The organism is Salinarimonas sp. NSM (assembly GCF_052380005.1).
Lineage (GTDB): Bacteria > Pseudomonadota > Alphaproteobacteria > Rhizobiales > Beijerinckiaceae > Salinarimonas.
The window spans coordinates 43,168-50,537 of record NZ_JBQTCJ010000036.1; the positions used below are offsets into that span (position 1 = coordinate 43,168).

Annotated in this window: 6 protein-coding genes; 2 read left to right on the forward strand and 4 right to left on the reverse strand. The window is 73.0% G+C overall.

From position 1 onward, the window contains the following. Positions 1-4: 4 nt before the first annotated feature. Positions 5-430: a response regulator gene (locus ACTZWW_RS13950; RefSeq protein ID WP_372424127.1), complete on the reverse strand. Its 426-nt coding sequence runs from the start codon at positions 428-430 to the stop codon at positions 5-7. After that, positions 427-2,496, reverse strand: coding sequence for a CHASE domain-containing protein (locus ACTZWW_RS13955; RefSeq protein ID WP_444781569.1), 2,070 nt, complete (start codon positions 2,494-2,496; stop codon positions 427-429). Before ACTZWW_RS13955 ends, ACTZWW_RS13950 begins: the two co-directional genes overlap by 4 nt. Before the next feature lie 297 nt (positions 2,497-2,793). Between ACTZWW_RS13955 and ACTZWW_RS13960 the strand changes: the two genes are divergently transcribed. Further along, entirely contained in the window at positions 2,794-2,940 is a 147-nt protein-coding gene (locus tag ACTZWW_RS13960; protein ID WP_444781570.1) for a histidine kinase, read from the forward strand. Further along, positions 2,937-4,019 (forward strand): tyrosine recombinase, encoded by a 1,083-nt coding sequence (locus ACTZWW_RS13965; RefSeq protein WP_444781571.1) that lies wholly within the window; start codon positions 2,937-2,939, stop codon positions 4,017-4,019. Before ACTZWW_RS13960 ends, ACTZWW_RS13965 begins: the two co-directional genes overlap by 4 nt. A 12-nt stretch (positions 4,020-4,031) precedes the next feature. Here ACTZWW_RS13965 and ACTZWW_RS13970 read toward each other — a convergent pair whose 3' ends face one another. Both ACTZWW_RS13970 and ACTZWW_RS13975 read right to left on the reverse strand, forming a co-directional pair. Then, entirely contained in the window at positions 4,032-5,669 is a 1,638-nt protein-coding gene (locus tag ACTZWW_RS13970; RefSeq protein WP_444781572.1) for an alpha-D-glucose phosphate-specific phosphoglucomutase, read from the reverse strand. A 102-nt stretch (positions 5,670-5,771) separates the two neighbouring features. After that, on the reverse strand, positions 5,772-7,370 hold a 1,599-nt coding region (locus ACTZWW_RS13975; RefSeq protein WP_444781573.1), incomplete at its 5' end, for a DUF2339 domain-containing protein.

The following is a 7,370-nucleotide window of genomic DNA, read 5'->3' on the forward strand; positions in this document are numbered from 1 at the left end:
ATCGTCAGGCCTCTGGCACCTGCATCACGGAGAGGAAGAGACCCAGCTGCCGGATTGCCTGGGCGAAGGTCTCGTACTCGACGGGCTTGGTTATGTAGACGTTGCAGCCGAGGTCGTAGCAGCGCTGGATCTCGCGCTGGTCGTCGGTCGTGGTCAGCACGATCACCGGCGCGCGGCGAAGCCGCTCGTCGGCCTTGAGCTTGGCCAGGATGTCGATGCCGCTCATGTCCGGCAGGTTGAGGTCGAGGAGAACGAGGAGCGGGCCGTTCGCGCGCACCTCCTCCTGCATCACGTGGGCGAGCGCGGAGGTGCCGTCGACGAAATGGCGGATCTCGTTGTTCACGCCGGCGCGGCGGACGTTCTTCTCGATGAGGCGGGCGTGGCCCTGATCGTCCTCGACCATGATGATGGTGACGGGCTGCGGGCTCATGCCGCGCTCTCCTTCTCGTCCTTGTTCTCGTCCTTGGACGCCTTCGCGGCGTCGTCGAGCACTTTCGGCAAGGTGATCGTGAATGTCGAGCCCTCGCCTGCGATCGATGCGACGTCGATCGCGCCGCCGAGCCGGCGCACGAGCGCGCGGGTGTGGGCGAGGCCGATGCCCTCGCCGGGCACGTCCTGGCGCCCGGCGCGGCGGAACAGGTCGAAGATGCGCTCGAAATCGGTCTGCGAGATGCCTCGGCCATTGTCGGCGACCGCGAGCCGAACCTCCGGACCGGCATCCTGCGCGGTGACCCGGATGAGCCCGGGACGCGCGGGGTCGAGGTACTTCACCGCGTTCTCGACGACGTTGCCGATGATCTGCTCCAGCGCGAGGCGATCGGAGGTGATCGTCGGCAGCGGGCCGATCTCGATCGTGGCATCGCGCTCGACGAGCTGGTGGGCCAGGCTCTCCCGCAGGCTCTCGACGATCTCGGCGAGCGCCACCGGCTCCGCAGACAGCACCCGCCGGCCCTCGCGCGAGAGCTTGAGGATGGCGTTGATCAGCCGGTCCATCTTCTGCGTCGAGGCGCGGATGAAGCCGAGCGCCTCGGGCAGGTCGGTCTCGATGGCCCGCCGCGCGTCCTCGCTGGCGATCTCCGGCGCCTTCTCCGCGACCTCGGCGAGGAAGGCCTCGACATCGGCGCGCACGGTCTCGAGTTCGGCGGTGAAGCCCATCACGTTCACCAGCGGAGCGCGCAGGTCGTGGCTGACGATGTAGGCGAAGCGCTGGATCTCCTCGTTGGCGGCGGTGAGCTCCGCCGTGCGCGCCTGCACGGCCCGCTCGAGGTCGACGTTGAGCTCGGCGAGCCGCGCCCGGGCCCGCTCGAGCTGCGCGGTGCGGCGCTCGACCCGGTGCTCGAGCGTGTGGTTGAGCTCCTCGACCTGCGTGCGCGCCTGCTCGGCGGCATCCACGGCCCGGGCCTGCCGGACGCTCGCGGCGGTGAGCATGCCTGTGGCGACCACGCCGGCGAGAAAGATGAACGGTGTGAACACCCGCGGCGAGGCGCGCTCGAACAGCGGCGTCGTCGTCAGCACGACCGTCCAAGGCTGGTCGGCGATCGCGATCCGCTCGACCTCGGCGAAGCCGAGCCGTCCCGGGCCGTCCATGTCACGGGTGCTGTAGAGCAGGTTCTCCGGTTCCGTGCCGTCGCCGTCGTAGACGGCGAAGTCGAGCTCGCCGCCGAGGCCCTGGAACAGGGCGCGGTCGAACAGGTCGCGGGCGCGGAAGGGCGCGTAGACCCAGCCCTCGAGCAGGCGCCGACGCTCCTCGACGGTGCCGGGAATGCGCCCCCCGGCATAGACGGGGACGTAGATGAGGAAGCCGGGCTGCACGTCGGTGGCGGTCTCCTGCACCAGCCGCACGCGGCCGGAGGCAGTGGAGAGCCCGCGGTCGCGCGCGCGCAGCATGGCGTCCCGGCGCGTCTCCTCGGAGGCCATGTCGAAGCCGAGGGCCTGACGATTCCGGTCGTCATCCGGATGCAGGAAGACGATCGAGGTCCGCAGGATCTCGCCCGCGCCCGCAGCGTCTGCGGCTCCCGGCGGCGCATCGTCGTCGCCGGGCCAGACGGAGAAGGCCTCCATCCCCTGTGCACGCATCGCTTCCTCCAGCGCCGCCTCCTCCGCTGCGCTCGAGATCAGCACGGTGAAGCCGACACCCTGCACGCCGGGATACTCCTCGTCGATACGCATGCGCTGGATCAACGCGTCGAAGCCCGCCCGATCGACCTCGCCTTCGGCGGCGAAGTACGCTGCGACCCCGCGCAGGAGCCCCACATACAAGCCCATGCGCTCGTCGATCGAGATCACGCGCTGCGCCACGAGGGACTGGAAGCGCTGCGCATCGCGCTCGGCGGCCACGCGATCGTAGGCGAGGCCGACCACCAGGGTGCTGGCGAGGCCGACCGCGAACACGATTGCGGGAGCGAGCAGGTTGCGACCGGCCATGCGCGTCGGCCGTTCATCGCGCTTCTTGGCACCGCCGGCGTCGTCCCGCCGTGCGGCGTTCATGTCGTCCATTCCGTCGCTCTTGCTTCTTCGTCCCGGGCCCCGTCCATGCGGCATGAGGCCGGGCGAAGCCGGAATGCCACGAGAGGCAACGCGCCGCAGGGGGGATGGTTCCACCGGGTGCGGTCCCGTCGCGATCGGCCGCGACACGAACCCGAGAACTCGTGGTCCTCACGGGGCTAGGCAAGCCGACAGCGGGCGCCTAGGGTTCGCGCACTGCGCCTAGCCCGGCCCCGTGGCCCGGAAATGGCGCGACGCGGGCATTTTCATGGTGCTCGTGCCGTCCGACAGCCCGGGAGCCGCCAGACCGTGCCCACCCTGTTCCGCCTCGTCGTGATGCTCGGCCTGCTGGCCGGCCTGGCCTATGCCGGCATGTGGGCGCTCGCCGTTCTGGTCGAGCCCGACGTGCGCGAGATCTCGACGACGGTGCCGCCCTCGCGGCTCGCCCCGCGATGAGCGCGCCGGGACGGAGCCTTCCGTCGGCGGGCGCGGCGCGGGGTGGCGACGAGCGGCCGGGCGACGAACGGCTGGTGGGGCTGTTCCTCGACATGCTGGCCGCCGAGCGCGGGGCGGCCCGCAACACGCTGGACGCCTACGGTCGCGATCTCGCGGACTACCTCGACTACCTCGCCGAGGTCGGAACCGGCGCCGTCGAGGCGCGGGCGGAGACGGTGCGCGGCTTCCTCGCCTCCATCGCCGAGCGCGGCCTCAAGGCTTCCTCGAGCGCCCGGCGGCTCTCGGCGGTGCGCCGTTTCCACGCCTTCCTGCTGACCGAGGGCATCGCCGGACACGATCCGACCGCGACGCTGCAGGGCCCCAAGCAGGCGCGCGGCCTGCCGAAGACGCTCTCGGTGGAGGAGGTCGACCGGCTGCTCGCGGCCGCGACCGAGGCCGCAGACGTGCCCGGCATCGGCCCGAAGGCGCGCCTGCGGGCGCTCAGGCTGCGCTGCCTGCTCGAATATCTCTACGCCACGGGGCTTCGCGTCTCCGAACTCGTCGCGCTGCCGCGCTCGGCGGCGCGCACCCGCGAGCGCGCGCTCGTGATCCGCGGCAAGGGCGGCAAGGAGCGGCTCGTGCCGGTCACCGAGCCCGCCCGGGCCGCCGCGCAGGATTACCTCGCGGCGCTGGAAGAGGAGGATGCCGGATCGGGCAAGCCTCCGGCGGGCTTCGGAAAGCCTCCGGCGGGCTCCGGAAAGCCTCCGGCGGGATCGGCCTGGCTGTTCCCGGCGGACAGCGAGAGCGGCCACCTCACCCGCCAGGCCTTCGCCCGCGAGCTGAAGGCGCTCGCCGGCGCCGCCGGCATCCCGGCGCGGCTGGTGAGCCCGCACGTGCTGCGCCACGCCTTCGCCAGCCACCTCCTGCAGAATGGCGCCGACCTGCGGGTCATCCAGGAGCTGCTCGGCCATGCCGACATCGCCACGACGCAGATCTACACCCACGTCCTCGACGCCCGCGTCGCCGCGATGGTGCGCGACCTCCATCCGCTCGGCGACGCGCGTCCGCACCCGGCCGCGCAACCGGAGGCCGAGGACTAGAGTGATCGCGCCTCAGGTGATCACGCTCGGCTCCGCACGACCGGTGCGCGCCTCGATGCCGGCGATCTCCCTCGCCGCGGCGACCACCTCCGCCAGCGCCGCGCCCACGTCGAGATCATGGTCGCCGTCGGCCGGCTCGAAGCGCTCGAGATAGACCCGCAGCGTCGCCCCCGCGGTGCCGGTGCCCGAGAGGCGGTAGACCGCGCGCCCGCCATTGGCGAAGTAGATCCGCACACCCTGCGCGGCGGTGACGGAGCCGTCGACGGGATCGGTGTAGGCGAAGTCGTCCGCCGCCTCGACGCGCAGGCCCGCGGCGGCCGACCCGGGAAGCGTCGGCAGGCGCGCGCGCAGGTCGTCCATCAATGCCGCGGCGGCCTCGGCATCGACCTCCTCGTAGTCGTGGCGCTGGTAGTAGTCGCGCCCGAAGCGCTTCCAGTGCGCCCGCACCAGCGCGTCGGCGCTCTCCCCGGTCTTGGCCAGGATGTCGAGCCACAAGAGCACCGCCCACAGGCCGTCCTTCTCGCGCACGTGGAACGAGCCCGTTCCCGCACTCTCCTCGCCGCACAGCGAGATCAGTCCGGCGTCGAGGAGGTTGGCGAAGAACTTCCAGCCGGTGGGCGTCTCGTAGGACTTCACGCCGAGCGCGGCGGCGACGCGGTCGACGGCCCGGCTCGTCGGCATCGAGCGGGCGACGCCGGCGATGCCGTTCGCGTAGCCCGGGGCGAGGTGCGCGTGCGCCGCGAGGATCGCGAGCGAATCGCTCGGCGTGACGAACATGCCCGGCGCGACGATCATGTTGCGGTCGCCGTCGCCGTCGGACGCCGCCGCGAAGTCGAGCCGGTCGGGGCCCGTCATCAGCGCTACGAGCTCGGCGTTGTGGACCGGGTTCGGGTCGGGGTGGTGCCCGCCGAAATCGGGGAGCGGCGTGCCGTTGACGACGGTTCCCGCCGGCGCGCCGAGCCGCTCCTCGAGGATCGCCGTGGCATAGGGGCCGGTGACCGCGCTCATCGCGTCGAAGCGCATGCGGAAGCCGCGGGCGAACAGGCCGGCGATGGCGTCGAGATCGACGAACCGCCCCATCAGCTCGGCATAGTCGGCGACGGGGTCGACGATCTCGACGATGGTGTCGCCGAGCCGGGTCTCTCCGAGCGAGCCGAGGTCGAGATCCGGCGCGCGGGCGATGCGGTAGGCCCGCATGGCGCTCGCGCGCTCGTGGATCGCGCGGGTCACGCTCTCCGGCGCGGGACCGCCGTGGGAGACGTTGAACTTGATGCCGAAATCACCGTCCGGGCCGCCGGGATTGTGGCTCGCCGAGAGCACGATGCCGCCGGCGGCGCTGCGCGCGCGGATCAGGCCCGAGGCGGCGGGGGTCGAGAGCAGGCCCTCGGCGCCGACGACGAGGCGCCCGACGCCGTTCGCCGCCGCCATGCGCACGATGATCTGCACGACCTCGCGCACGAGATACCGCCCGTCTCCGCCCACCACGAGCGTCGCAGCCGGCTTGTCGGGCACGCCGTCGAGGATCGCCTGGACGAAGGTCTCGACGTAGTGCGGCTGGCGGAACACCGCGGTCTTCTTGCGCAGGCCGGACGTGCCGGGCTTCTGGTCCGGGAAGGGGGTCGTCTCGACGGTCTCGACGGCGATGGTCATGCGATCTCCCGTGACGGATGGGGATGGGTGCGTGGCCGGCAGCATAGCGATCGACGCGCGCCGATCCAGACCCCGCGCCGTCGTCGTCCCGATGCGCCTCGCCTACGCGCCCGGCTCTTCCGGCGCGGGACGCCGGGCCAGCAGACGCTGCCAGACGAGGCCGATGCCCACGAGGGCGAGGCCGAGCCCGATGAAGGAGACCGCGCGCAGCACGCCCTCGAGATTGGCGAGGTCGACGAGGAAGACCTTCGCCACCGCAGCCGCCAGGAACGCCATGGCCACGAGCCGCGCGCGCCGCGAGTCGCGCAGGAAGCCCACGGCGAGGGCCGCGAGCGCGAGCGCGATCAGCGCCGCCGAGTAGGCCCACATCTCGCCCTCCGTGGCCGGCCGGTCGAGGCCGATCCGGGGACCGAGCGCCGCATGCCGGATGGCGAGGCCGATCCAGGCGACGCCGAGGGCCAGGGAGAGCCAGCCGGCGGCGGCGACGAACCAGGGCGGCCGCACCCCGCGGGCGGCGATCGCCAGCACGGCCGCGAGGGCCGCGGGCAGGCCGTAGGCGAGGAGGAGGTCGTTGAGGATCGCGACACCCGTGATCGGCTCGTCGGTGAGCAGCGGATTCGCGCCGAGCCCGAGGCCCAGCGCGACGAGCGCGAGCGAGACAACCGCGAAAGCGAGGCTCGCGATGCCGGTGACGGGGTCGCGGCGGGCGAGGTCGAGGCGCGTCGCGAGGACCGAGAAGGCGAGGGAGGCGGTGGCGAGAAGGCCGATCTCGACGTGGTCCGTCGCCTGCGCCAGCGGGTCGCCACCGTGGAGGGCGTGGCGGATCTGGAAGAAGACGAGGAAGGCGCCGAGCACGAAGGCGAGGCTCTCGGCGAAACGCGAAACGCCGTCGCGCCGCGTGCGGTCGAGGAGCCGCGCCGCCAGAGCGAAGGAGACCGCCGGCGCGCCGTAGCCCACGAGGAGCCAGTTGAGGAGGATCATGCGGCCGGGATCGTCCGCGAGGACGGGATCGGCGACGAGGCGCGCGAGCACGACGACGCCCAGCACGCCCACCGCCCATCTGAGCGTCGCGATGCCGGTGCGGTCCGCGACCCACGCGCTGCCGAGCGCCGAGAGCGCCAGCGCCACCGTCAGCGAGCCACGGTCGAGGGTGAAGACGAGGCCGGCGGAGAGCGCCGCGAGCGCCGCCGCGGCGCTGCCGGCCAGGAGCAGGCGCCCCGGCGTCTCCCCGTCCTCCCCCGCGAGCCGCGGCCGGAGCCATGCGGCGATGCCGGCATAGGCGAGGGCGAGACCGGCCGCGACCGCCGCGAAGGGCACTAAGGGGGCGGCGTCGAGGCTGCGGAAGGCGTCGGTGAGGACCCAGTAGACGGTGACCAGCACGAGGAGCGGTGCGCCCGAAGCGGCGGCGGCGAGCGCCGCGGCGGGCAGGCGCGGCAGCGCAGCCCCGCGCACGAGCCTCAGGCCCGACGCGGCCGCGATCGCCGACGCCGCCAGGACGGCGAAGGCGAGGAAGGTCCCCAGCGCCTCCGGCCAGGGGGTGCGCGCGACGCCGCCGGGGACGAGGCGCTGCGGCTCGCCCGCCATCTCCCAGGCGAGCGGCCAGGTCGCGAGCGCGCCGGCGACGACGATGGCGGCGAGGAGCGCGCCGGAGGCGGCGGGGGCGAAGCGCAGGGCGGTCGCGGTCAGCACGGCGGCGACGGC